The organism is Burkholderia sp. MSMB1459WGS (assembly GCF_001534535.1).
Lineage (GTDB): Bacteria > Pseudomonadota > Gammaproteobacteria > Burkholderiales > Burkholderiaceae > Burkholderia.
In genome coordinates, this window is the sequence record NZ_LPMU01000059.1 from 173,012 (window position 1) to 196,618 (window position 23,607).

Here is a 23,607-nt window from a genome sequence, read left to right on the forward strand (position 1 = left end):
CTGCGGGCTTCGTCACTTGGATCTCGATATTGTGCGCCCATCCCTTCGCCGCTACCGCTATTGCATGCCGCTCGCCGGCCTGACCCTCGCTGCCGCCGCCCACGCGGAAAACCAGTATTCGTTGTCGCTCGGCGGCGGATTCGCACCGCGCTATCAGGGCAGCAACCAGTATCGCGGCGTCGTCGCGCCGTCGTTTTCCGCCACGTTCGGCAACGGCTTCTTCGTCGACAGCACGCAGGGCGCCGGCTACCGGCTGAACCTGCCGCACGGTGCGTTCGTTTCGGCGGCGGTGAGCTACGACGCGGGCCGCGCGGACGAGAACCGCTTCGACCTGCCGGGCTCCGACTACCTGAAGGGGATGGGCCGGATTCCCGGCTCGGTGCTCGTCGGCGTGCGCGCCGGCGTGACGCTCTTCGATGCGGCGGAACTGAGCATCACGGTCGACACGCCGGTGACTCACACGTCCCGCGGCGTGTCGGGGCACGTCGATCTTGCGGTGCCGGTACTCAAGACGTCGCAGCACGAGATCGTCGTGACGGGCACCGTGCATGCGGGCTCGGGACGCTACATGCAGACCTTCTACGGCGTGACCGACGCGCAATCGATGACGAGCCGGTTCCGGCCGTATTCGGTGAGCGGCGGGATCGACAGCGCGGCGATGGCGGTGGCGTGGAACTGGACGCTGACGCGGCACTGGTCGGTGCTCGCGACCGGCGGCGTGACGCGGCTGCTGGGCCGCGCCGGCGACAGCCCGATCGTGCAGTCGCGCAACACCTACTACGGCATCGCGGGCGTGACGTACAAGTTCTGAGCGGATTGCCGGCGCGGGCCGGCGTGCAGGTGCACAGGATCCAGCTGCGTCGCGCCGTCGCTGCGAGCCGCGTGCGGTAACATGCGGGCGGGTTCGGCGTCAGGCCGGCCCTGCGACGCCGGTGCGCCGAGGCGGCTCGGCCGGGTCGCGAAAAGCCGCCGTTCGCCGGCCGGCTCCATCAGGAAACGGCCGGCAGCGTGCGGAACCGATCACGCATGCGATGCCCGGTCGTGCACGAATGCCGCACAGGGACCGCCGGGCCGCGACAGGGAGAAACCGATGAAGAACACGATCGCGATGCTCGTTGCACTCGTTGCGGGTGCAACCTTTGCAGGATGTGCGGACATGGACACGAAGCACCCCAACGCCACCGCGGGCGGCGCGGCCAGACCTCCTTTGGCGCCGGGCGCCGCGCAGGTATGCAAGGCGAATGCCGCGCCGGACGATGCGCTGGTCGGCAAGACCGAGACCGATGCGACCGCGCTGCTCGACGGCTGTCTGTGGCGCGTGCTCGAGCGTGACGGGAAGTCGTTGCCGGGCACGATGGATTACCGGGAGGAGCGCCGCAATCTCGGCATTCGCGACGGGAAAGTGATCTGGGTGCGGCGCGGGTGAGGCATTCGGCCGCCGACGAAAATCGGTTGCGGTTGATGTCGCTTTCGTGAGTGCGGCTATTGCGGGTATGCACATCGCGCGGCCGATCGGTCGGCAGCACGCGTCGCGATTCATCGCTGCGGGCGCGGTATCGATGGCCGCGGCGGTCGGGCGCCGCGATCCGTTGTAGACGGGGCACGCACGACGCGTCCCGTCACGCCGCGACCGTTCCGGATTGCGGCACCGATGCAGGGGTGTCGACAGTCGTCGCCGGCGTGACGAGCATCACGCCCCGTGCGAGCGGGTCGCTGACCGATGCCGCCAATACCGCTTGTCCTTCCTCTGTCGCGTGATCGGCGGCGACGGCCAGCACAGCGAGCGCGAGCGCCGCGCCGCTTGTCCCGTTGGCGAGCCCGAGGTGGCGACTGCGCTCGGCGGCATCATCGCCCCAGATCTGCTCGCTGACCGTCATGACTTCGGTGCGGCGGCTGCGGCGTTGATCGGCGTCGGTGACGAATCCGGGTGTCGACAGGTCGGGGCGTAACGTCGACAAGCGCGTACCCGCCGTAACAAGCAACTGTTCGAGCGTCGTCGCTTCGGCCTTGCCGTGATCGGCGGAACCCGCGCGGCGCGCGGCCGCGAGCCGGTGGATCGACGGGGCGGACATCGCATGCGGTGTGTCGGGATGGCCGAGCAGCAACGCACATGCGCCTTCGCCGGGCATCATGCCGTTCGGCCGATCGCGGCCGTAGAGCCGGCCTGCGCGATCCAGCGCGTCGACTGCGTCCTGGCTTGCGGTGGAGTCGAACGCGAGGACGACGTGCAGCTCGCCGGACGATTGCAGGTGCAACGCCTGGATCAGTTCGTCGACGACTGCCCATGCTTGCACGGGATCGGCGACCGTGCGCAGTTGCGCACGGACGATGCCAGGCGCGACGGCTTCCCGCGCTGCATGTGCATCGAGCCATGCCGCGAGCGTGGTGGCGACCGGTTGCCAGCGCTCCGGCATCAGCAGATGGAGCCTGAGCGGCGGCGCGTCGGCGGCCGCGCCGGACAACACGGCATGACGCTCGCGCAATTCGTCGAGTGCGTCGGCGGCCAGCAGCAGCCCGCGCCAGTGCTCGTCCTGCAGCGTTTCCTGCGCGTCGGGCGCAAGCAGGCTCGTATCGAACCGGTCGAGCGACACCGATTCGACGGTGCTCGCGAATACGCCGGTTCCGTCCGGGCGTTGCAGTTCGGGATGAAGCGCGACGGAACGCTCTTCACGGGCCGCCGCATCGATGTCTGCGGTGGTCGCCCCCGTCGGCAGCCTCACGCTGCTGTCGAGCAGCAGGGCCGACCACGTGTGCGACGTTGAATCCCGCGGGGCAGAGGCGTCCGTCGATGCGGACGAACTCGGCGGTGCGGCGGCCGCGAGCGCCGGATGCGGGCCGAGCCCCCGGCGCAGCCATGCCAGGCAGACGGCGAGGGCCGCCGGCAGCACGAGCCCGCACGACACCAGTTCCCTGGTGGTGGGTGCATGCCGGGTCGTTTTCCACCAGACGAATACGGCGATCCACACTGCGATGAACAGCGCGGCGACGAATGCCGTCTTGCGCAAGCGCGTGATCATTTCCGTCGATTCTCCCCGTGACGTGCGGCCTCGCGTATCAATTGCCGTCGCTGCCCGCCGTCCGGCTTGCGAGCAGCACGGCGCCGCAGGCCGTCTTGTAGCCGTCGCGCGCGACGCCTTCGCCCTGTACGATCATCGTATCGTCGCCGTCGACGATGTAATTCTGGCCGTGGATCGGACACGTCACCGTGTCGTTGCGGCGCGCAATGCCCCGGCCGTCGACCGACGACAGCGTCGACGCACTGGTCACGGTGCCACCATGGCTGTGCTTGTCCCCAAGGACGATGAAGGGTTGGGTCATCCGGATAGGCCTCCTGGCTGGAATCATCGACGATGCATCGCGACTTTCGCCGCCGGGTGCGGGAGCGCATCGGTCATCGGCAACGTTTTTCGAATCGATTTCGGCTAAATCGGGCATTTATTACCTTTCGGCAATAATTGCCTGTTTCCGATTGAGCCGTAATATAGCTTTCGAACCGAAGGCCGTCATTATCGGACGTGATGCCCGCACGTCAAGGGCTGCTTTTTTAAATCTAGGTCCGTTTGCCTATGGTGCAGCCCGCCTACGTAATCTAAAATAGTAAGCTTGAAATAGGGGTCGCATCATCTGGTCCAGTTGGCGTGCGTTCAGCCAGACAGTGGACGGTGTTGCGGGGCCGCGTGTGTCCTGCCGGTTCGGCATGGCGATCGCGAGGCCGGCAATCGTGCATCATCCCGTGTTGGTCGCACCAATATCTAATTTAAAAACGTCAAATCCTGAGAGAGCGGGACCGCATGAGCGTCATCACGGAATTTGCGTCTCTTTTTGGCGCATTCAATCGCTTGTATTCGCTGGACGGATCCGGCGCGCTGGCCGCATTTCAAATCGAGCGCTGGACCGGCCGCGAATCGCTCTCCGATCTCTTCGAATGGAACGTCGATGCGCTGTCGACGGATCCCGCACTGGATCTCGACGCGATGCTCGGGCAACGTGTCGCGATTCGTACCACGCTCGCGAACGGCACGACGACGCTGCGCAGCGGTCTCGTCGCCGAGGCCGAGTGCAGGGGTTACGACGCAGGCCTCGCTCGCTACCATCTGCAGATCGTGCCGTGGCTCGCCGCACTCACGCATGCGCGCGACGAGCGAACCTTCGTGAACCAGACGCTTGCCGACGTGCTCGACACGGTGTTCGCGCCGTACGCCGGGATCGCGCGGTGGCGCCTCACGCCGGATGCCAGCCGGCGCCTGGATGCGCTGGAGCCCGTTGCGTATCGCGTGCAGTATCGAACCCATACGCACTACGAATTCGTGCAGCATCTGCTGGCCGAGGCTGGCCTCGGGTTCTGTTTCGTCGAAGACGAGGACGCGCCCAGCGGGCACACGATGCTGGTCTTCGACGACAGCGCGCAACTGGCCGAGGACGATACGTCCGCGCGACGCGGCGGGGTGCCGCGCCGCTCGAGCGGGACGGCGACCGGCACCGACGACGTGATCCTCGGAATCGGGCAGTCGCTGTCGCTGACGGCCGATCGCATCACGCTGATCAGCAGCGACTATCGCGTGAACCGGGCGACTACCGCGAGTACGACGCTCGGCCGTCCGGACGGCGCGCGGGAACTCTACGACGACGTCGGCCCGGAGGCGTTCGACAGCTTGCGCCAAGCGGAAGATACGGTACGGCGCCAGGCCGATGCGATCGTGTCGCGCGCCAGTTTCTGGACCGGCTACGGCACGCTGCGCACGGCGCGCGCAGGACGCGCGCTGAAACTCGTCGATGCCGGTTGGCAGCCCGTGCGCGGCGTCGCGGCACCCGAGGATTTTCTGCTGACGCGCGTCGAGCATGTCGGGATCAACAATCTGCCGTCCACCGTCATGGAGGCCATCGAACGGCAACTCGGGCCGTTGCCGGCGACGGCGCTCGATCCGCGCGTGGTTCGGCAAGCGCAGGCTTGCGGCTATGCGAACCGGTTCGATGCGGTGCCGCGAACGCAGGTCTGGCGGCCCACGCTGGCCGACGAAACCGGGCAGCGACTCAATCCGGTTCCGACGGCGCTGGGCGCGCAGACGGCGATCGTCGTCGGGCCGGCAGGCGACGCGCGGCCCGGTTCGACGGGACCGGTGCACGTCGATGCGCAGGGGCGGTTACGCATTCGCTTCCACTGGCAGGCGCAAGACGATGCGGGTACGTATCCGACGCGCGCCATACAACGTCTCGCGAGCGACGGGCACGGCCTTCAGCAGGTACCGCGCATCGGCCATGAAGTCCTCGTGCAGTTTCACCACGGGCTGATCCACCGGCCAATCGTGCTCGGCGGTCTGTTCAATGGCCGCGGCGAAGGCGGCGAGTCGCCTTCGCCGGGCGGAGCGGCCGGCAAGCCGCTCGACGCGTCGATCTACACGCAGGCAGGCGATCATGCGCCGAGCGCGCAGGGCAATCTGGCAAGCGGGCTGAGCCCCGCATGGCATGGCGCCGGCGGCGGCACGGATCGCCACAATCACGCCGGCGCGCTGTCGGGTTTCAAGAGTCAGGGTTTCGACGGGCAAGGCCACAACCAGCTCGTCGCCGACGATTCCGACGGCATGGGACGCCTGCAGATGGCGACCACGCACGCAGCCACGCAATTGAACCTCGGTCATCTGCGTCATCAGGCGGACAACTATCTCGGCAGTTTCCGTGGCCAGGGCGTCGAATTGCGCTCGGACGCATACGGTGCGATGCGTGCGACGCGCGGCCTGCTGGTGTCGAGCTATGCGCCCGCTGGCGCCGCGCAGCCGGTGGGCGATGCGTCCGCGCTGCGGGGGCTGCTCGCGCGGCACACCGCATTGGTTCGGCGATTCGACCGGACGGCCGATACGCATGGGACGCTGCCGTTCGCCGCGCAGCGCGGTGTGGAACAGGCGGGCCAGTCGTCGCTGAACGGTAGCGCCGCGCCGCTCGATGCGCTTGCGCAGAGTTTCGCGACGACGGTCGGCGCGGACGGTTACGCGCAGGCGTCGGCCGACGCCGCCCGGCGGTCGACGGGCAACGCATTGCCGCACACGGGCGACGCCGTGCTCGGCATCGAGGCACGGGGCGGGTACGGGCTGGTTGCCGGGCAGGCGCTGCAATGGGCGGCCGGCGAAACGCTGTCGCTCGGCAGCGGTGGCGACTTCAATCTCGCCGCTGCGCAGCAGCTGCGCATTCACAGCGGGCAGGGCATCGGCTGGCTGGCCGGCGCGAGCCATGCACAGGGTGTCGGCATCGGCATGATCGCCGGCAAGGACGGACTGACGTTGCAGGCGCAGCGCGATGTGCTGGGCCTGCGCGCGCGCGACGATCTGAAGCTCGCCTCCGCGAGCGCGGACGTCGAGATCGCCGCGAAGAAGACCGTGCATCTCGCGGTGAGCGGGGGGGCGCACGTGACGATCGAAGGTGGCCACGTCACGTTCGGTTGCCCCGGCAAATTCGTCGTGTATGCCGCGCAGCATGCATTCGTGGGCCCTGAGCAACTGAATACGCCGTTGCCGCAGTTTCCCGAAAAGGTTTGTGTCGAATGCCTGCTGCACGCGATGCAGTCGGGCAGCGCGCTCGCAGGCAAGGCGATCTGAGCATGACGATCGAGACGACCGACTGGATTGACCGCTATCCCGACGACACGCCGGACCGGCTGAATGCGCTGTTCGAGCGCGTGCCGGCCGACCGGCGCTGGCACCTGCTGCTCGACATGGGTTTCGCGCCGGCGCTGCGTGACCGGATGCCCGCGGTCGAGCGCGACGATGCCGTCGTCGTGTTGTACGAAGGTGTGTACGACGGCGACGACCTGCTGGCGATGTCGCCGTGCCTCGTGCCGTTGCCGGCCGACGCGGCGGCGCGCCGGGCGATGCTGGACACCGTGCTGCGCGAGACGTCCGGACGACCGATGGTGAGCCTGCTGCGCGGCGCGCGCGATACGGCCGCACTCGCCGCGCATCTGCGCGGACAGATGGAGGCGAGTGCGGCGGCCGACGGCGAAGCGTTTCTGGTGCGTCTCGCCGATACGCGTTGCCTGCCCGCATGGCTCGCGGCGCTGACGCCCGCACAGCGCCGCCGCTTCACGGACGGCATCGACGCGTGGCACGTATTCGATCGCACCGGGGCGCTCGTTGCGCTCGATTTCGACACCGTGGGCGAGGCGGCGGGCGGCGATGCGGGCGCCGGGCGCGACGGCGAGCCATACTTGCTCGACGACGAACAGATCGAACGGCTTCGACAGGCTGCGAAGATCGACACGCTGATTTTTCATGTTCGCCAGCGTCCGGAGAGTTTCGGCCGTCTGGTGGCTGTGCCCTCGCAAGTCCATGCGTGTGTGAGTGCGGCATGGGCGCGGCACGACGGTCCGCCGGCGGCGGCGTCGCGAGCCGCGCTCGATGCACTTGTGGCGGCCGGGTATCTGGTGACGGAGCTCGCGCCGGCGATGTCGTCCACATAGAACGATGCGGGTTCGCGTGCATGCGACAGCGCACGTGGTTGATAGCGATCCGCGCCGGACGGCGTCGGAGAAGAGGATGAAAAGATGAGTTTGAATGCCGGTTCCACGACGTTTGCCGCTCGGCTGCTGATGTTCACGGCCATCCTGCTCGGGACGGCCGGATGCTCGCGCGCGACCGACGTATCGCCTGCCGAGTCCAGTGCAGCCGGGGCGTCGAGCGTCGCGAGCGCGGTGGCCGCATCCGGCACGTTGGGGCTGAAGCTGAATGCCCTCAACTACACCGACGTTCCGATCGGCACGTTCTACGTCGACGGCACCTGGGGCGGGACGGTACCGGCGCGTATCGGCAGCGGCGGCGGCGCGATCATCTGCTGTGTCGCGTTGCCGAAACAATGGCATCCGGGGCTGACCGTCAACCTGCAGTGGCGGGACGACGACCTGTACAGGAAGGATCCGAAGGCGCTTGCGAGCCGGGTCGTACCGGTCGAGCGCTACGACACATTCTCGGACGGCTTCCTGTGGGTCCTGTTCTTTCCGCACGATCGAATCAAGGTCTATGCGTCTCAGTGGATGCCCGGCTACCGCGGCTTTCCTGAAAATCTCCAGGCGCCCGACGAAGCGTGCCCGGGGAACTTCACGTTGCGCAACAGCGACCCGCAGTGCCGGAATCCCGACAAGAGGATCACGCGATGAGTTTCCGCTTCGCGAGCGCCGACCGACCTGACGTCGGCGTCGTCACACGCGAGGAGCAGGACGCGATCATGCGTCGGCTGCACGACGACGACGGGATGAGCTGCTGCAAGACGCTGCATGTCGGTATCTTTTTCGACGGCACGCGCAACAACGCCGATCGCGATCGCGCGGGCGGCAAGCACAGCAACGTCGCGCGGCTGTTCGACGTGTTTCCGCGCGACAAGTATCACAGTGCCATTTACGTGGCCGGCGTCGGCACGCCGTTCGTCGACGAGATCGGCGACCAGGGCGTTGGGCTGCAGGCCGCCGCCGGCGCCGCGACGGGATGGGCCGGCGAGGGGCGCATCAACTGGGCGCTGCTGCAGATCCACAACGTCGTGCATGCGCACGCGTTCGGCAATTCGCTGTCCGCGGCGCTCGGCAAGAGCGACAAGGAACTCGCGAAGGCCGTCAGCGTCGACCTGAATTTCAAGGGCATCGATCTCGGCGGCAACCCACCCAAGCCGGGCAGTCTCGGCGACATCAACGCGCGCGGCAGTTCGAGCGTCGGTGCGCTCAAGCTGATGGCCGCCGAGCAGAACGGGATCGAACTGACGTGGGATCGCGACACGATCTGGGCGCAGCTCAAGGGCGAAGTCGATACGGCGAACTGGACCGCGACGATGCGCGCGTGGGACGAGAAACGCCGCGTCGCATTGCGGGCCCGGTGCGCGCAGCTGCAGGCGCGCGTTGGAGATCTGCTGGTGAAGGGCAAGCCGAAACTGCAGCGCATTCGTCTGTACGTGTTCGGTTTTTCGCGCGGGGCGGCTGAGGCCCGCACGTTCTCGAACTGGCTGGCCGACGCGCTGGACCCCGATTTCAGCCTGTGCGGCGTGCCCGTGTCGTACGACTTCCTCGGCATCTTCGATACGGTCGCTTCGGTCGGCATCGCGCAAAGCACGGCCGCGACGCTGTTCGACGGGCACGGCGGCTGGGGGCGCAAGGAGCTGATGGGCGTGCCGCACTACGTGCGCCGCTGCGTCCATATGGTCGCGGCCCACGAGCCGCGCGGATCGTTCCCGCTCGACCTGATCGATGCGTCGCGGGACGGGCATGAGGAGATCGTCTATCCGGGCGTGCATTCGGACGTCGGCGGCGGTTACGGGCCGGGCGAGCAGGGGCGCGGCACCAGCGATGCGGACAAGCTGTCGCAGGTGCCGCTGCTCGACATGTATCGCGAAGCGCGCAAGGCCGGTGTGCCACTCGATATCAAGGGGCCCGGTGTCGCTGCCGAAGCGGCGGCGGCGTTCGCGATTTCTCCCGCGCTCAAGCGCGCGTTTTCCGCCTATGTGAGCACGAGCGCCGACTATTACTACGCGAAGGAGCACGGCACGCCGGGCCTGATGCGCGCGCACTACGGGCTTTACCTGCGCTGGCGCAAGATGCGGCTCGACAATTTGCGTTCGCAACCGTCGTTTCTCGCCGCCAAGGCTGCCTATCCGCAGGATGCCGTCGATCTCGACAGCGCGAACGAGGAGCTGCGGCTCGAATGGCGCGACCTGCTCGAGTGCGAGAAGGAAGGCGGACCGACCGTGAGTCGGTACGCAGGCAACACGGTCAGCCGGAAGATCACGCAGAACCCGAAGGCGGCGGCCGTCATTTCGCCGGCCGTCCTGCCGATCGCCGCAGGCCTGCAGTCCGCGATTCCGTTCGTCGGCCCGCTGGTGCGCGCGAGCGCCAAGCGTGCCGAGGATTTCTTCCAGTTGCAGCTCGAAGAGAAATGGAAGCAGTGGCTCGAGGTGCGGGGCGACTGGAACATGGGGCCGCCGCAAGCGCCGATCAGCGCGCTGTACGACAACTTCATGCATGACTCGCGCGCGTGGTTCAAGCCGCTGGGCGACGATGACGACGTGTGGAACCTCAAGCAGATCAAGGCGCTGAAAACCCGTCAGGCCGAGTTCGAGCGCCGGCACGCCGAATGGAAGAAGCGCCAGCAACTCGGCGTGCCGGGACCGGCGCAGATCATGCAGATGATGGGGGCGGGTGCGCTCGGGCTCGGACCGGCCGCCAACGTCGCGCCGGAGCCTGAACCGCGTTCGCCGCTGACCGCGCAGCAGGCCGACATCCTGAAACGTTACGACGCCGCGCAGCAGGCTGCACGGAAAGCCCGTGCGGCCCGGGATGCCACCGCGCCGACCGACAGCGCCGTGTTGACCGACCCGAAAGTCACCGGCGGTCTCGCGCTGCAGGACTCGGGGCGCGAGTTTTCGTTCGTCTGGGGATATCTGCGCTGGCGCACCGTCTACGTGAACGGCGTACGCTGGGACGCGCCCCATGTGCCGAGCGTGCAGGAAGACATGGAGGCGATGCGTCAGCAGATGCAGCGCAACGTCGACATGAGCAAGCTGTTCCGATGAACCGATTGGATACGAACCAGCCGGCGCGACACGCATTCGCGCGCGATTGCCGAGAAACGACATGGATCTAGTTGCCGCATTAACGGGGTACGGGCAAGCGACCCGTCATATCCAGATCGATACCGCGATGCCGGGCGCCTTCGTGGTCGAGCGCTTTCACGGTCGTGAGGGGATCAGCGAATCGTTCCGGTTCGAGATCGACGTGCTGTCGAGCGAGCCGTTTCTCGATCTCGCGCCGCTGATCGGCAGCGCCTCGCGGCTGCGTCTCGCGACGGCGGCGGGCGAACGATGCTGGAACGGTTACATCACGCATGCCGCTTATGCGGAGAGTGACGGCGAGTTCACGCGTTATCGGCTCACGATGGAATCGTGGCTCGCGCTGTTGCAACTGCGCCGCAATTGCCTGTATTTCGTCGACCTCGATGCCGAGGGGATCTGCGAGCGCGTGTTCGGCGACTATCCGGAAGCGCACTGGCGCTATGAACGCGTCGAGCCGCTGCGATCGTATCGCTTGCGCGGCCAGTATCGCGAAACCGATCTCGATTTCGTGTTGCGGCAGCTGTCCGAGGCCGGGTTGTCGTTTCGCATCGAGCACGGGCAGGACGCGGGGAAGGCGCCGTCGGGCGACCATACCGTCGTTGTGTTCGACCGCCATGCACGGCTGCCCGACGGCAGCGCGATCGCATTCAATGCGCAGGACGTCGGCGATCCGGACGGCGTGATGACGCAATTCTCCGATCGGCGTCAGCTCGTGCCGGATCGCGTGGTGGCGACGAGCTGGAAAGCCAGGGAACTTCATGCGCTTGCCGGCCAGGCTCAGCAGCCCGCCGATGCCGGCGCGCCGCTATTGCCGGTGCGGGAAATCTACGACGGCCAGCGCGCCGGCCGCTTCGACACGAGCGGCGATGCGCAGCGTTACGCCGAACAGCGTCTCGACGCGCTGCAGCTCGCGAAGCGGATCTACCGTGGCGGCGGCTCGTCGCGCACGCTCGAGACCGGCAAGGTCCATACGCTGAACGACTATCTGGGAGGCCCCCTGCGATTCGTGCCGCTGTCGATCGAGCACGAGGCCGTGAACAACCTCGGCGCGCAAATCGGGCAGTTGTTCGGACGCGGCGAGCTCGACAAGGGCCTGTATCGCAACCGCTTCGTCGCGGTGCCGGAAGGCACGCCGATCGTGCCGCCGTTCCGCGACCGGCCGACTGTGTACGGGGTGCAGACCGCAATCGTGGTCGGCGAGCCGGGTGGGCGCGTCAGCAGCACGCGCGATCACCAGGTCCGCATCCAGTTTCCGTGGATGCGCGGTGTCGCGCCGCTGCCGGGCGGCTTGACGGATACGGCAAGCCGGTCCAATCCGGCCGGCCACGCGCCGGGCGATCACCGTTCGGGCATCCTGGCTCGCGTCGCCGAACAGGCGGCCGGGCCGAATTTCGGTCATGTGTTTGCGCCGCGTGTGGGGGCGGAAGTGGTGGTCGGCTTCGAGTCGGGCAACATCGATGCGCCGGTCGTGCTCGGCCAGGTGTACGGCGGGCGCGTGCGTCCGCCGTTCTCGGCCGGCGAGGGCAGCGATGCGAACCATTCGGGAACGCTGACGGGCCTGCAGACGCAAACCCTCGACGGGCAACCCGGCAGTCGCTGGGTGATGGACGATGCGGCCGGACAACTGCGTCACGAGTTGAGCAATTCGACTGCCGACACGCGCCTCGCGCAGGGCTATCTGATCGACCAGCAGGGTACGATGCGCGGCGCCTATCGCGGTGAAGGCTTCGAACTGGCGACGCAGGGCTGGGGTGCCGTGCGGGCCGGCGCGGGCGTGCTGCTGTCGAGTACTGCGCGCCGGCTCGGCGCGTCGACGCAGATGGATGTCGCCGAACGCGTGGAGCAATTGAAGGACGCGGCGAAAACGGCGCAGGAACTCGACACGGCGGCGATCGGTGCGCAGGCAGTCGGCCTGAGCGCGAACAAGGTGCAGACCGATTTCCTCAAGGCGATCGATCCTGCGCAGGACGGCAAGTATGCGGGCAGCGTGGGCGGTCAGAGCGCGACCAAGCCGACCGGGACGCAGCGCGACGGCGGCGATCCCGTCGAGCGATTCGCGACGCCCGCGGTGCTGATGGAGTCGCCGGAGAACATCGTGGTGACGACGCCGGACAGCGCGGTGTCGTATGCGGCGCAGCACGTTCATCTGACGTCGCAAGGCGACGCGCACGTGGGCGCTGGCGCCACCGTGGCCGCGGCGACGGGCGATGCGATGAGCCTGTACAGCGTGGCGGGCGGGCTCAAGGCGATCGCGGGGGAAGGGCCGGTGAGCGTCGAGGCGCATGCGTCGACGATGGAGATTCTCGCCGACCAGACCGTGCGCGTGACGTCGACCGACGAGCGCGTCGACGTGCTCGCGCAGGAAGCGATCGTGCTTCAGCAGGGGCCGAACCGGATCACGCTGAAAGGTGGCGACATCGTCGTCGAGACGCCGGGGCAGTTCGCGGTGAAGGCAGGTGGGCATCCATTCCCGGGGCCGCGCGCGACGAGCGTGAAGCTGCCGGCGCTGCCGGTGTTGCCGCAGGGCGATCCGTGCGACTTTCTCGTGCAGGCGCTGGCGGCGAGTCCGGCGGGGAGAGGGGCGGTGGCGGGGGGAAGTGCGGCGGGTGCGGCGAGCTCGATCGCCGGTGCGACGCTACCGACACCGCGCGGTGCCGTCGGCGCGGCGCAGGCATTTTCCCGTGCGCCCGGTCAACCGCTGCCCGCGCCTTCCGCGGCCGCACCCACGGTGGCGGATGGGGGATCGGGTCCCTCGCTCGGTTATTCGACGCCGCCACCTGTGTCAGGAGAACTGGGGGGCATGCCGAAAAAAGGTGCGGCTGCGCACAGTGGGCCGTGCAACCTTCACGTTCCCGCGATCAAGAAGGAAGAGCACACCGTCAGTATGGGGGCCGCGGACTATTATGAGACGGACGAGGGCGGCAATCCGAAGTTGAAGGATGGGAAACCCAACTGGCTTGAATATGCGGCATCGACCGGGACGTACGATATCGGCTATGCACCTGCGACGGCGACGTTGACGGCCACCGTCCGTATCAAGGTTCATTTGAAAGATCAATACTGGATCAACCAGGGGCGCGTCCATATGGATCCGTCGACGGGCAAGCCGTTTTCGGTGCCGTACAACAGCGATGGCATACGAGAAGGCTTGATCATCAGGGTAGTGGATCGACCCGGTGGTCTTGCTGCCGTGTCGGGCTTCAAGAAGCGCATCGAGGAAGGACTGAACCGGGGGAATTACTCGATGCAGCCGAAGGCGTGTCCGCTCGGCAAGGCATGTACATGCAAGGTCAAGGTGAAACTTGAAGTCGAGCTCGTTCAAACCGGGAGATGCCATGCTGAGATCAATCTCTTTCCCAAGGTGACGCGGGCGAACTCGGCGAATTGGGGGGAAGTGCAAGTCGAGTGGAACCCGCGGCAGCAACGGTATGTCCCGGTATCGACCCAGAATGCGATCGCGCATGAGAGCGGGCATCTGTTTGGCTGGCCGGATGAGTACTTTACTGACGGTGGCGCCGTGTTCGGGAAGTACATCAACTCGCGACATCTGGTCGACGTGACGATGGCGCAGCTTGACGACAACTGGCAACGCTCCACCGAAACGAACTTGATGGGCCGCGGAATGTTCCAGCAAAAGCCGGAAATTCCGAAGTACTACATGTACGGCTTCCGTGACTGGTTCAACGAAAAGACCGGAATTGACTGGGAAGTGCTGAAATGAAGCGCTCTTTTCTCGTCGTTGTGATGTCGATGATTTCTTTCGGAGTGTTGGACATGGCGCTTGCACAAGATCGCGCGGATTATTTCGAGATTCGTAGTGGACAGGGGCAGATGAATCCGTCGCCGTCGATGGTCTTCACAGCCGATGGCCACAAGGTGTCGTATTTTTCGCGGGGTCGGGATATCGACCCGATGCCGCCATCGAGTTACTTTGGAATCGGAAAATATACGGCGAGTCTCACAGGAACCTATCGCCAGCATGTCGATCTGGTGAAGGCGACGTTGAGCAGTAGGGCGATTCCCCAGATCCATGCAGTCAATAAGGGGGCCGTGCTCGTCTATTCGTTTGACAAGGGCGGCCACCATTACGAGGGTACGTACAACTACCAGTTCGACGATCAATTCAACGACAAGCTCTCGGTACTTTACGATCTTGCCCATGATTTGCTGGCGCACGGCACCCCGGAAATCAATCTGCATCCGACATTCTCGGTGCGGCCCGCGCAAGAGCATCTTGTGATCGAGGTAACGTTCTCGAACGATGGCAAGCAGGACGTGACGGTCGACGGTCCGGATCGTTGGTCGGCGGATTTGGCGCGTCCCGATTTGCAATATGTGCAGATCGGTGGCGGCAGCGACAATGTGGAATTCGACGTCAGGCTCGTCAGCAAATATCTGAGCGACACGTCCCGCCGTTACCGCCACGAAATCGTCGTCAAGCCGGGCCAGCCCGAGCGGGTGGAATTTGTCGTGCCGTACGCAGCGCTGACCTTTACCGATCATTCGGCAATGCGGCGTGTCGATGCCGGGAACTACCTCTTCGTCGGCACGGTGAACCTCGACATCCTTCGTCCGCAGGAAATGGACGGGCGGTTTTTTACGCCGATGGACCGGCTGGAAAACGTGAAACTGACGGGGAAGTGATCCTGACGTGATGCAGGCTACGCGGATCTTCGCCCCGAATTGTCGATTCGCTCCGACTCGAATCGCATACCGGTCGAACTCGAATCCAGGAGCGAAGGCGGCATGAGGTGCGCATCGATGGACCGGAGATGTGGACAAACAATCTTGCGATCCCGAGTCGGCAATGAGTCGAAGGCTGGCAGAGCAACAGCGCGGGAGCGGCGTGATGCAGATTGACGTTTCGTCGTGTGTGGTGCCGATCGGGATATGGACATCATGCCGCCGGCGAAGTATGCGGGCATCGAAAAATACACGGCAGAACTGATTTGAGACATAGCCCCGCGAACCCTGAACTCACCCATCATGTCGACCGAATCTAACCTCATCCAGACATTCTTCCGCGGCTGGTCGCAGCACGACCGGTTCCTGTGGCTGACCACGCCCCTCGGCGTGGACAAGCTCGTCGCCGAGAGCCTGCGCGGATGGGAGTCGCTCGATCGCGGCGGCTTCCGGTTTCAGATCACCGCGCTGACCGAGCGGCCCGACGTGCCGCTCGACAAGCTGATCGGTGCGCCGATCCTCGTCGAGTGGCAGGGCGCGGACGGGCAGGACACGCGGCGCCCGTTCCACGGCCATGTGACGGCCGCGGAACTCGTCGGCTACAACGGCGGGCTTGCGCGCGTGCGGCTCGTCGTCGAACCATGGCTCGCGCTGCTGCATCAGCGGGTCGACAGCTACAACTTCCTGAACGCGAGCGTGGTCGAGATCAGCGAGCAGATCTTCGCGCACTACGCGCGTGGCGCGATCGCGCCGGCATGGCGCTGGGCGCTCGCCGACCCGACGAAATATGCGAACCGCAGCCTGACTGCACAAGCCGGCGAATCGGACTTCGCGTTTCTCGAACGACTGTGGGCGGAAGAGGGCATCTTCTACTGGTTCGAACACGAAGGCGACGCGCAGTCGACGGACCTTGGCAAGCACACGCTCGTGCTGGCCGATACGAACCAGCGCTTCGCGCCCGCTGAACCCGAAGTCATCGGTTTCCACCAGACGAGCGACGGCGACCCGCGCGGCGGCATTCGGCAATTCCTGAACGCGCGCCGCTGGCGCATCGGCAGCGTGGCGCGCGCCAGCTGGGATCATCGAAGCCTGTCGACCCGCCCGTCCGGCGTGCGCGCGAGCGGCGCGGTCGCGCCGGGCGAGGATCGCGATGTCGCAGGCCCGTACGCGTTCCAGACCGCTGCAATCGGCGACCAGCGCGCGCAGCAGCAACTCGATGCGCAGCGCGTGGCGGCGCTGCAGACCGAAGGCAGCGGCACGCGTCGCGATTTGCGGCCGGGGCTGCACTTTGCGATGTCGCAGCATCCGTCGCTCGATCCATCGCGTGCGTTCGTGTGCTTGCGCGTCGAGCACGACGCGCGTGCGAACGTGAGCGCCGACGTGCACGGCGCGATCGCTCAACGGCTCGGCGCGATTCCGCCGATGCTCGATGCCGCGCCCGGCGAGCCGGGCGGCGCGCAGGCGCTGCACGCGGCATTCGACGCCACGACGCATGCTGGCGGCGCGTTGGTAGACGGCGACGAGGTGTACCGGAACCGCTTCGCCGCGCTGCCGTTCGACCAGGCTTACCGGCCGTTGGCGCCGAGCGGGCACGGTGCACGCGTGCATCCGGTCGCGGTGATGCCGGGCGCCCAGACGAGCATCGTGGTCGGCGGGGGCGATCCGGTTCATACCGAACGCGATCACCGGATCCGGATTCAACATCATGCGCAGCGCGGGCAGAATTCCGCGAGTCGCGAGGAACACCCGCGCGCGTCGAACGCGCCGGCCGACCGCGGCGCGGGCACCTGGACGCGCATGGTGACGCCAGTCGGCGGCGACAATTGGGGTGGGGTGAGCGTGCCGCGCGTCGGTCAGGAAGTCTGGACCGAATGGCTGGAAGGCCAGCCCGACCGGCCGGTCGCCGTCGCTGCGCTGTACAACGGACAAGGCAACATGGACGCGCAGCACAATGCGCTGGCGGGCGGCCCGAGCGGCAGCACGGCCAATGCGGCATCCTGGTTTGCCGGTAACGACCACGCGGCCGTGCTGACCGGCTTCAAGACGCAGGACCTGAGCGCGAGCCAGACCGGCACGGGCGGCTCGCGGCAATTCATGCTGGACGATACGGCCGGCCAGTCGAGTGCGCGCCTTTATACGACCGATCATGGCAGCAGCCTGACGCTCGGGCACATCAAGCAGGTGGAGGACAACCGGCGTTTGGCCGATCGCGGCTACGGCGCCGAACTGTCGACGCAGGCGGCCGCTGCGCTGCGCGCCGGCGCCGGCTTGCTGATCAGCACGGCGCCTGGCGTGAATCAGATGGACGCGAGTGCCGCGAGCCAGCTGCTCGCGCAGCAACGCGAGATGCTGCAAGGGCTCGCGAATTCAGCGCGCAAGCAGGGTGCGGAGCCGGGCACGAGCACGGCGCAGCCACGTGGCGCGACCGTCGACGGCACGACATCGCAACTCGCGGCGATCGAGGGCCTGCGGCAAAGCCAGGTGTCGATCGGCGCAACGCGGGAAGGCGGCGGCGCGGGCGGTGCCGGCGGCGGCGGTGCGGTTGCGTGGCAGCATCCGCATCTCGTCGCGCACGGCGCGGCCGGCGTCGCCGCGCTGACGGCGCAAAGCCACGTGTGGACGTCGGGCACGCAAACCGTGCTGAGTGCCGGACGCGACGTGCAGCTCACGGTCGAGGGCAAGTCGAGCATCGTCGCGAAGGAAGGCATCGCGCTGTACACGCACGGGATCCCGGGCGGCAGCCGCCCCGTGCCGGCCGCCGGGATTGCGCTTCACGCTGCGACGGGCGCCGTCACCGTGCAGGCGCAGAATGCCGGGACGCTCGACGCCAGGGCGCAGCGTACGGTGACTGTATCGAGCGCGCAGGCAAGTGTCGCGCTGCAGTCGCCGAAACGGCTGCTGCTCACGGCGGCCAACGCGTTCCTGAAGATGGAAGGCAACGATATCGTGATCGGCGCGCCGGGCAAGGCGACGTTCCATGCGGCCCAGCACACGCTGACCGGCCCGCGGTCCGCGAACGTCCAGTTGCCGTCGATGAACAAGCCCGCATGCGTCGAATGCATGCGGGATCTCGCGCATCGCCACGAAGCGATTGCTACGCGCGGATGACGACGATGACCGCGCTGCTCCAGGCATGGGAAACGACGGCGGCGGCCGAGCATGCGGCGTTTCCGGATGCCCATCGCTATCTGTTGACCGATGCGTCGCAGTTGCCGATCAACGCGGCGCCCTGGCGCGAGTTGATTGCGCAAGGACAGGTTCACAACGTGCTCGCTGGCCAGCCCGAGGCGAGCAACCCGGAGGTCTGCGCGCTGGTGTGCGACTATCGTGCGCCGCACGTGCCGGCGTTGCTCGAACGGCAACTCGCGCGGCGGCCGTTCGCGTTTCTGTCGCTGGTCAGCGTATATCCGCTCGATGAACTCGTGCCGAAACTCGGCGTCAGGACGCGCGTGACCCTGCCCGACGATCGCGACGGGCTGCTGCGGTTCTACGACGCGGCGGTGTTCCAGACACTGGCGGGCGCGCTGTCCGAGTCGCGCTATCAGGCGCTGTTGTCGCCGTGCGTGTCGTGGACCTGGGTGCGTCGCGATGGCGCCGTCGGTACGGTGCGGCATCCGCGCCGGCACGAACGAATCTTCTACGCATGCGTGGATGCCCGCGAACTCGACGCTTTGCGGCACGAGAGCCGGCCCGACGCCGTACTCGCCGAATTGCGACGCAACGGCCGGATCCCCGTCGACGCGGATCCGTTCGACACTTACGCACGCATGCGCCGTCTGATCGGTGTGCTGGACGCGCAGGGGTTGAGTGACGATCGACTCGCTTACCGGATCGGTGCGACGCTAGCGATGGTTGGCCACGTGGAGCTTGGCGATGAGAGCGTCGTCGCCGAGTGCATCGCTGCGTATCGGCATGATCACGACGCGTTGTGCGACGCATTGCTCGATCGCCTGATCGATCAGAGCGACCCCGCGGATGCCGAGACGAAACAGGGGGCGCAGCGATGAGCGTGCCGGCGTTGTTGTCACTGCGCGGCCGGGCCGGGCGCTTGCAATGGTGGTGCGTGACCGTGCCGTTGTTGCTCGCCGGCTCCGCGCTCGATGCGCTCGCCGATTTACCCACCGCGCAGCGGGCCCAGACGTTCGTCGATGTCGTCGGCTGGGCATTCGCGATCGTGATGATCTGGATGCTCGTGGCGGTGTCGGTCCGGCGATGGCACGACATCGGCAAGTCCGGATGGTGGACGCTTCTTCATGCGATCCCGGTCGGAGGCGCGTTCATCGCCATTGCGATGAACGGGTTCTATCGCGGGGACGACGCGCGCAACCGGTTCGGTCCGCCATCGCCGGATGCAGCTAACAACGACAGAAGTGTGTGAGGGTATCGATGAAATTCAGAGCAGGGATGCACGTTTTGGCGCTGGTCGGGCTCGGTGTGCTTGCCGCATGCGGCAAGCACGGCGTCGACGTATCGGCGGAGCCGCATAACGTGTGCGTCACCGGATACAACGAGTACGGTCGCAAGCTCCACGAATTCTGGCTCGACAACGAGCATAAGTCAGGATGCTTCGGCAATCCGTCGGCACGCGAGGACGGTGAGGCATTCGGCGGTGGCGGCGGTTTCGCCTGCGGCTGCAAGGTGACGCCGGGGCAGAAGGTGAAGCTGTTCTGGGAATTCGCGCAGCCGCTGGACGACATTCAGCGCGGTATCCAGCCCGAGCGCAAGACGATCGACGTGACCATTCCTCAGCCGGAATCGCCGACGTCGCGCTATTTGCGTGTGTATTTCCGCAAGAACGGCACGGCCGAGCTGCAGTGGGTCGACGACATGAATGCACCCGAGCTCAAACCGACGCAGGAGAAGTAACTGCCATGGCCGAAATCAACCTGAAGAAGGACGCCGTCTCCGCAGAGACGGACCGCGTCAAGGCGGAGGCCGAGCAGATGTGTCCCGCATGCGAACACATGCTGTGGGTCAGTTTCTATTTCGACGGATTCGGCTTCGGCGAGAAGGACGGGCCGCGAACCAATATCTTGAAGCTGTTCAACGCCGCGTACGACAAGAAGAACAAGAACATGCGGCGCTTCTACTATCCGGGACTCGGCGCGGATTTCGACCCCGAGGCCGGTGTGCTGCGCGAGGTCCTGAAGGACAAGGCGACGGATACGGTCAGCGAGAAGGCCGGCGACAAGCTCAAGGAGCAGACGGTCGACAAGGCCAAGGAAAAGGCGCAGAAGGCGGCCGAGGATGCGTGGAAGCAGAGCGGCAAGATCAGCAATCCGACGTTCGGAAATCGTGTGAGCGACACGTTCGATACGCTGGTCGGCAAGACAAAGGACGGCTTGGGCGACGCGCGCAAGCGGATCGAGCGCGTGATCGAGCGGCCCGGGTCGGAAAAGAATCGCGCGCTGCGCTATCTGCGGCACGAATGGAAGGGCTTCTGGCGCGACGTCGTCAAGTATCCGTACCGGATTCCGAAAACCGTGCTGAAGGAGGTCGGCAAGGAAACACTGGGCGCGGCGGCCGAGTCGTTCCGGCTCACGCGCGATACGAAGCTGGGCGCCGCACTGTTCAATACGGGCGTGGATACGCGCCTGAAGGCGGCCGAAGAGGATTTCAAGGCGGCGGTGGCCGGCGCGAAGCAGGCCGGCACGGTGAACAAGATCCATGTCGCGATCTTCGGCTACGACATGGGCGGCGGCCTTGCACTGGCCTTTGCCAAGCAATTGCTCGACGAGGTGGCCAAGGGCGGAAAATACGACGGCGTACCGGTGAAGATCAAATTCATGGGGCTGTTCGATTGCGTGACGAACCGCTTCGACGACAACCTGCTGACGGGCTACATCCCGTTGAGCAACGCGGTGTCGTCGGATCTGATCCTGTCGCCGGACATCGAGAAATGCGTGCACTACGCGGCCGCCCACGAACTGCGCGTGTACAAGCCGCTGACGATGCTCGGTGTCGACCCGTCCGACATGCGCGGTCGGCGGCAGGAACGCTTGTTTCCCGGCGCGCAGGTGGACGTGGGCGGCGGCGCGATCGAAGGCGAGGACGGTATTTCCGACAAGCTGGCGCGCGTGCCGCTCGAGATGATGTACCACCGCGCGTACGGCGCGGGCGTTCCGATGCCGAGCCTGACCGCGCTGGCGAACGAGGACGGTGCGCTGTATCAGCAGATCGTCGCACCGCTCGAGATCCAGAATTTCCAGCTCGACTACCGGCTGGCAGTCAAGAAGCTCGTGGCGACGACGCGCGAGATTCCGCCGCTGACGCCACTGGGCACGGGCATCGGCTATCCGTCGGCGACGCTCAAACCGTCGATCGGGCCGCTCGATTTCCTCAATCCGAAGCCCGTGCCCGACATGACGGACGGTTGCCGCGTGCCCGATCCCGCGCCGCCGCGCCCGATCGTCGTGACCGATCTGCCGAAGGACATCCAGGGCGAACTCAAGGGCCACATGGTCGTATATATCCAGTGGCTGCGCATGTGGTACGACCAGGCCGAGAATCGCACGGCCGCGGCACAGCGCAAGCCGGGCTGGCTCGGCGGTGCGGCCAATCCGCTGGCGTACGGACGTTACGAGAAGCTGGTGCGCGAGATCGATTACCAGAAGCAGCACGGTACGCGCCCGGGATACGGGTTCGATGGCAAGCAGGCAATGAAGCAGCTCGGCGGCGAACTGCCACCGTCGATATTCAACACCGATCCGCAGGCGCAAGCGCTGTTCTGGCTCTGGAATAATCCGGGCGAACGCCTGCCTCAGGTCGAGGCGATGTATCCGCTGTTCGTGAAGCACGTGCACGACAGCATGGCCGAGAGCGATGTCGAGGCGGTGTGGAGCCACCTCGTGTCGATCAAGAACTACATGAACACGCGGGCAATGCAGAAAATCGCGACCGCACCCGACAAGTCGTTCCTGGACCGAGTCGCGGACGTGTACCAGTCGCTGGTATCGACCGTATCGGCACCGTCCGGCACGACGGTCGTTCGATAGTCTGCCGCTTGCCGACTCACGCCGATTGCCGAGACGCAACCGGCCCGTACGTTACTTCGAGATATACCAGAGCGCGTCAGTGCTGACGCGCGTAGCCGGCGTTGCAGCAGCCGGCGCCTGGGGCATCGCCGGCGGCGGCGTATTCGACGTTACCGCGGTGGGCCACGTGGCCGGCATGTTCGATGGCGCCGACGCGGGCGCGCCATTCGCCGTGCTCGCTGTCGATGCCGATCCCGACGTCGACGGCGTATTCAGATACCACAGTGCGTCGGCCGACGCCGTGCGCTTGGTCGATGCATTCGCGGCCTGTTGTTTCGCCGCCGGCGCAGTGGCTGCAGCCGTTGCCGTCGTCGCGCCCGAACGCTGCGTTCCCGTTCCAGCCCCGCCCTGAGCGGTCATCCCTGCCGCACCCCGCTGCGCGCGCGCTTCGAACGGCCCGAGCTGGAAGATCAACGTTTGCGCGGGACGTGTCAGAACGGCATACGGGAATTGCAGCTCCCACGACATCAGCACGCGTCCCGACGACGTTTCGGTGAAGATCGCCGGTACGTGCTTCATGTCGCTGAACTGCACGTAGATCCGCGCGCCGTCGTCGAACACCTGGGTCGGCTTGGCCTGGTCGGCGCCGGTCACCGTCCATCCGAAGTTGTACGTACCGGCAGGCCCGGCGGGGCCGCCCTGCGGCGGCGGAGGCGGCGCGGCCGGCGATATCGACCGTGCACGCGTGACGGGCGGCGCCGACACGCTCAGGCTTGCGAACGGGTTGTACGTCTGCGCCTGTTGCGGCGGCGTGAAGGACGGTGGAAGGATGGGCATGGGAGTATCCGGCGAATCCGGCATGGTCCGGATTGCATCATAGACCTTGCGCGCGTACGCGAGGCGCTTGTCGGGCGACGCGGAGTTGTACGCGCCGATCGCGTTCCAGTTGGGGCCAAGCTGGCGGATGTTCTGCGACAGGATCCACGCGCCGACGTACGCGTTCGTGCACGCATCGAACAGGCTTTCCCGCGTGATGCCTTCGCGCGCGAGCGTCGGCAGCCACGTGCTGTTGATCTGCATCAGCCCGATGTCGACCGTGCCGTTGGTATTCGTGTTCACCGCGTTCGGATTCATCCCCGATTCGACCTGCGCGATGCCGCGCATCAGGCTGACGCTCACGTGCTGGAACGCGGCCGCGTCGTCCAGGCAATCGGCCCGCGCGACGCCGCAGAGCGCGCACGAGAGCGCGATCGTCGAGGCGACTGTCAGCGTGTCGCGGCTGAGCGGGCGAGTGATATGACGCGGCATGGCAGGATGGGGCGGAATCCGGCCGCCCGGTGCAAGGAAATTACGCAGACGCGAAGTGTGCCATAGC

Annotated in this window: 16 protein-coding genes; 13 read left to right on the top strand and 3 right to left on the bottom strand. The window is 66.3% G+C overall.

From position 1 onward, the window contains the following. The first annotated feature begins 64 nt into the window (after positions 1-64). Both WT97_RS22120 and WT97_RS22125 read left to right on the top strand, forming a co-directional pair. Positions 65-811 carry a MipA/OmpV family protein gene (locus tag WT97_RS22120; RefSeq protein ID WP_060354428.1) on the top strand — a complete coding sequence of 249 codons (747 nt, stop codon included), beginning with the start codon at positions 65-67 and terminating at the stop codon, positions 809-811. Between the two features lie 279 nt (positions 812-1,090). After that, complete coding sequence (locus tag WT97_RS22125) at positions 1,091-1,426, top strand: hypothetical protein (RefSeq protein ID WP_059502048.1); 336 nt, start codon at positions 1,091-1,093, stop codon at positions 1,424-1,426. A 193-nt stretch (positions 1,427-1,619) separates the two neighbouring features. Here WT97_RS22125 and WT97_RS22130 read toward each other — a convergent pair whose 3' ends face one another. Beyond that, positions 1,620-3,017 carry a hypothetical protein gene (locus tag WT97_RS22130; protein WP_060354429.1) on the bottom strand — a complete coding sequence of 466 codons (1,398 nt, stop codon included), beginning with the start codon at positions 3,015-3,017 and terminating at the stop codon, positions 1,620-1,622. A 37-nt stretch (positions 3,018-3,054) separates the two neighbouring features. After that, positions 3,055-3,318 (bottom strand): PAAR domain-containing protein, encoded by a 264-nt coding sequence (locus WT97_RS22135; RefSeq protein ID WP_060354430.1) that lies wholly within the window; start codon positions 3,316-3,318, stop codon positions 3,055-3,057. Between the two features lie 473 nt (positions 3,319-3,791). On the opposite strand from WT97_RS22135, the gene WT97_RS22140 reads away from it, so the two are divergent. The 11 genes from WT97_RS22140 (at position 3,792) to WT97_RS22190 (ending at position 22,253) form a co-directional block, all read left to right on the top strand. Next, complete coding sequence (locus tag WT97_RS22140; protein WP_060354431.1) at positions 3,792-6,587, top strand: type VI secretion system Vgr family protein; 2,796 nt, start codon at positions 3,792-3,794, stop codon at positions 6,585-6,587. A 2-nt stretch (positions 6,588-6,589) separates the two neighbouring features. Next, entirely contained in the window at positions 6,590-7,447 is an 858-nt protein-coding gene (locus tag WT97_RS22145; protein WP_060354432.1) for a DUF4123 domain-containing protein, read from the top strand. A gap of 84 nt (positions 7,448-7,531) precedes the next feature. After that, on the top strand, positions 7,532-8,140 hold the full coding sequence (locus tag WT97_RS22150) for a DUF3304 domain-containing protein (RefSeq protein WP_059792479.1): 609 nt from the start codon (positions 7,532-7,534) through the stop codon (positions 8,138-8,140). Continuing rightward, positions 8,137-10,536 (top strand): DUF2235 domain-containing protein, encoded by a 2,400-nt coding sequence (locus WT97_RS22155; RefSeq protein WP_060354433.1) that lies wholly within the window; start codon positions 8,137-8,139, stop codon positions 10,534-10,536. Before WT97_RS22150 ends, WT97_RS22155 begins: the two co-directional genes overlap by 4 nt. A gap of 61 nt (positions 10,537-10,597) precedes the next feature. Next, complete coding sequence (locus WT97_RS22160; RefSeq protein ID WP_060354434.1) at positions 10,598-14,296, top strand: type VI secretion system Vgr family protein; 3,699 nt, start codon at positions 10,598-10,600, stop codon at positions 14,294-14,296. Then, positions 14,293-15,219, top strand: a complete 927-nt coding sequence (locus WT97_RS22165) for a hypothetical protein (protein WP_059792486.1) — start codon at positions 14,293-14,295, stop codon at positions 15,217-15,219. The genes WT97_RS22160 and WT97_RS22165 overlap by 4 nt, the downstream gene beginning before the upstream one ends. A gap of 342 nt (positions 15,220-15,561) precedes the next feature. Next, a complete protein-coding gene (locus tag WT97_RS22170) occupies positions 15,562-18,366 on the top strand; it encodes a type VI secretion system Vgr family protein (protein ID WP_060354435.1) in 2,805 nt (934 codons plus the stop codon). 5 nt (positions 18,367-18,371) lie between these two features. After that, a complete protein-coding gene (locus tag WT97_RS22175) occupies positions 18,372-19,265 on the top strand; it encodes a DUF4123 domain-containing protein (RefSeq protein ID WP_257128548.1) in 894 nt (297 codons plus the stop codon). Next, positions 19,262-19,636 (top strand): DUF805 domain-containing protein, encoded by a 375-nt coding sequence (locus WT97_RS22180; RefSeq protein WP_059792492.1) that lies wholly within the window; start codon positions 19,262-19,264, stop codon positions 19,634-19,636. Before WT97_RS22175 ends, WT97_RS22180 begins: the two co-directional genes overlap by 4 nt. Positions 19,637-19,644: 8 nt before the next feature. Next, entirely contained in the window at positions 19,645-20,124 is a 480-nt protein-coding gene (locus WT97_RS22185) for a DUF3304 domain-containing protein (RefSeq protein ID WP_059792494.1), read from the top strand. Between the two features lie 5 nt (positions 20,125-20,129). Beyond that, complete coding sequence (locus WT97_RS22190) at positions 20,130-22,253, top strand: phospholipase effector Tle1 domain-containing protein (protein WP_060354437.1); 2,124 nt, start codon at positions 20,130-20,132, stop codon at positions 22,251-22,253. A 51-nt stretch (positions 22,254-22,304) separates the two neighbouring features. Here the strand turns inward: WT97_RS22190 and WT97_RS22195 are convergent, their stop codons facing one another. Next, positions 22,305-23,540 carry a transglycosylase SLT domain-containing protein gene (locus WT97_RS22195; protein WP_060354438.1) on the bottom strand — a complete coding sequence of 412 codons (1,236 nt, stop codon included), beginning with the start codon at positions 23,538-23,540 and terminating at the stop codon, positions 22,305-22,307. Between the last annotated feature and the right edge of the window lie 67 nt (positions 23,541-23,607).

What these genes read in the sequence shown, in the direction of transcription:
- WT97_RS22120 (WP_060354428.1), top strand. Translation starts at nt 65, where the DNA reads ATGCCGCTCGCCGGCCTGACCCTCGCTGCCGCCGCCCACGCGGAAAAC.
- WT97_RS22125 (WP_059502048.1), top strand. Translation starts at nt 1,091, where the DNA reads ATGAAGAACACGATCGCGATGCTCGTTGCACTCGTTGCGGGTGCAACC.
- WT97_RS22130 (WP_060354429.1), bottom strand. Translation starts at nt 3,017, where the DNA reads ATGATCACGCGCTTGCGCAAGACGGCATTCGTCGCCGCGCTGTTCATC.
- WT97_RS22135 (WP_060354430.1), bottom strand. Translation starts at nt 3,318, where the DNA reads ATGACCCAACCCTTCATCGTCCTTGGGGACAAGCACAGCCATGGTGGC.
- WT97_RS22140 (WP_060354431.1), top strand. Translation starts at nt 3,792, where the DNA reads ATGAGCGTCATCACGGAATTTGCGTCTCTTTTTGGCGCATTCAATCGC.
- WT97_RS22145 (WP_060354432.1), top strand. Translation starts at nt 6,590, where the DNA reads ATGACGATCGAGACGACCGACTGGATTGACCGCTATCCCGACGACACG.
- WT97_RS22150 (WP_059792479.1), top strand. Translation starts at nt 7,532, where the DNA reads ATGAGTTTGAATGCCGGTTCCACGACGTTTGCCGCTCGGCTGCTGATG.
- WT97_RS22155 (WP_060354433.1), top strand. Translation starts at nt 8,137, where the DNA reads ATGAGTTTCCGCTTCGCGAGCGCCGACCGACCTGACGTCGGCGTCGTC.
- WT97_RS22160 (WP_060354434.1), top strand. Translation starts at nt 10,598, where the DNA reads ATGGATCTAGTTGCCGCATTAACGGGGTACGGGCAAGCGACCCGTCAT.
- WT97_RS22165 (WP_059792486.1), top strand. Translation starts at nt 14,293, where the DNA reads ATGAAGCGCTCTTTTCTCGTCGTTGTGATGTCGATGATTTCTTTCGGA.
- WT97_RS22170 (WP_060354435.1), top strand. Translation starts at nt 15,562, where the DNA reads ATGTCGACCGAATCTAACCTCATCCAGACATTCTTCCGCGGCTGGTCG.
- WT97_RS22175 (WP_257128548.1), top strand. Translation starts at nt 18,372, where the DNA reads ATGACCGCGCTGCTCCAGGCATGGGAAACGACGGCGGCGGCCGAGCAT.
- WT97_RS22180 (WP_059792492.1), top strand. Translation starts at nt 19,262, where the DNA reads ATGAGCGTGCCGGCGTTGTTGTCACTGCGCGGCCGGGCCGGGCGCTTG.
- WT97_RS22185 (WP_059792494.1), top strand. Translation starts at nt 19,645, where the DNA reads ATGAAATTCAGAGCAGGGATGCACGTTTTGGCGCTGGTCGGGCTCGGT.
- WT97_RS22190 (WP_060354437.1), top strand. Translation starts at nt 20,130, where the DNA reads ATGGCCGAAATCAACCTGAAGAAGGACGCCGTCTCCGCAGAGACGGAC.
- WT97_RS22195 (WP_060354438.1), bottom strand. Translation starts at nt 23,540, where the DNA reads ATGCCGCGTCATATCACTCGCCCGCTCAGCCGCGACACGCTGACAGTC.